General features: G+C 45.0%; 1 protein-coding gene. It reads left to right on the top strand.

All coding sequences use genetic code 11. The features are described 5' to 3' along the window. Positions 1 to 86: 86 nt before the first annotated feature. The gene (locus tag WJ238_RS00075; RefSeq protein WP_316265264.1) at positions 87 to 1406 is read left to right on the top strand and encodes an IS30 family transposase; all 1320 of its coding nucleotides are present in this window, start codon (positions 87 to 89) and stop codon (positions 1404 to 1406) included. Positions 1407 to 1674: the final 268 nt, after the last annotated feature.

Raw genomic sequence — 1674 nt, 5'->3', positions numbered from 1 at the left:
CTTTTTTGCTTCTCTATAAATCAGGGGTGGATTTTACCTTTGCAATCGTGTTATCCTGTACTCCCCGGAGCGGATTGGAGGTCATCATGGCAACTCATCATATTGGTAACTTTAAGCATCTTACTCTTTCTGATCGTGCAGAGATTGAAATCATGATCGAAAAAGGCTTCTCTTTTTCTCAAATGGCCAGGGCTCTTTCCAAAGACTCCTCTACCATCTCTAAAGAAATCCGGCGGCATCGTTTCCTTGTTCCACACTATCGGGACGAGAACAGCCGCAGACGCTCGGAATGCGCTCATTTTTCTTCCTGTACCAGGCAGCACCTGTGCGGACGCACTTCCTGTCTCTCCCTTTGCTCCAAATGCCGCAGCAAGCGCTGTTCTTTTTACTGTCCGGACTTTTCTCCCTTGATCTGTCCACGGCTCTTAAAGCCTCCTTACGTTTGCAACAGCTGTCCTAAACTGCGTACTTGTTCCCATGACTTCTATTTTTATCGGGCAAAATACGCAGAAGATTCCTATCAGGAGGTCAAATCTTCTTCCAGATCCGGGATCAATCAGTCTCCGGAATCCCTGGAAAAACTGGACAAGCTCATCTCTCCTCTTTTGAAGCAAGGGCAGCCTCTGTCCCATATTTATCTCACCCACAGGGAGGAGATCAACTGTTCCCAGCGGACTCTTTACAACTATATCGATCTCCGTTGTTTCTCTGCAGTAAATCTGGATCTCCCCAGAAAAGTTTCTTATAAACCCAGGAAAAAACGGCGGTCTGAACCAGAAATTCCCGGCTATCGTATGGGGCGCACATATCTGGACTTTGAGCAGTACATAGCCGCTCATCCAGACTGTTCCATTGTGGAAATGGATGTGGTGGAAGGCGCCGGCGGCAAAAGCTCTCCTGTCCTCCTTACTCTTTTCTTTCGCAGCTGTTCCTTTATGCTCCTTTTTCTCATGGAGAGCGACTGCAGAGCTTCTGTCAGGGATGTTTTTGACTTCCTATATGCCTCCCTGGGACCTGCCCGGTATTCTAGGCTTTTTTCCGTGATCCTGACGGATAATGGTTCCTCTTTTAAAGATCCTTCCGTCTTTGAACGAAATAATGGCCATGGTTCTCATACTCTCATTTTCTACTGTGACCCGATGGCTTCCTGGCAAAAGGGAAGGTTGGAAAAGAACCATGAATTTATCCGCTATGTTCTTCCCAAGGGAAAAACTTTCTCCGGGTTGACACAGGCACAGGCCACGCTCATAGCTAATCATATCAATAGTACGGCAAGAGCCAGTCTAAACGGCTGCACCCCGTTTGAACTGGCTCTTCTCCTATTGGACAGAAAACTGCTGGAGCTCTGCCATATGGCATGGATCCCGGCTGATCAGGTCACACTGAAACCTACGCTTTTAAAGTAAATTTTTTCAACAACCTAAAATACAGAAAGCTCCGGGCCAATGACAGGATTTCATACAAACCATACAGAAAAACCGGTGGAAGTTAGTTTTTCAAAAACACTTCCTGCGGTCTTTTTTGAATGTCATAAAATACACATCCAGCTGCTTTTCTCCTTTTCATTATAAAGAAAATGTCCCTTAAAATCTATGGAAATCCAGAAATAAGTTTTTCTAAAATCCTTTATTTATCGATAAGATCCGATGGTGGAAATTAGTTTTTCATTTAACC

It is taken from the genome of Claveliimonas sp. (genome assembly GCF_037273965.1).
GTDB classification, from domain to species: Bacteria; Bacillota; Clostridia; order Lachnospirales; family Lachnospiraceae; genus Claveliimonas; species Claveliimonas bilis.
This window is presented reverse-complemented; position numbering and strand designations above follow the sequence as displayed.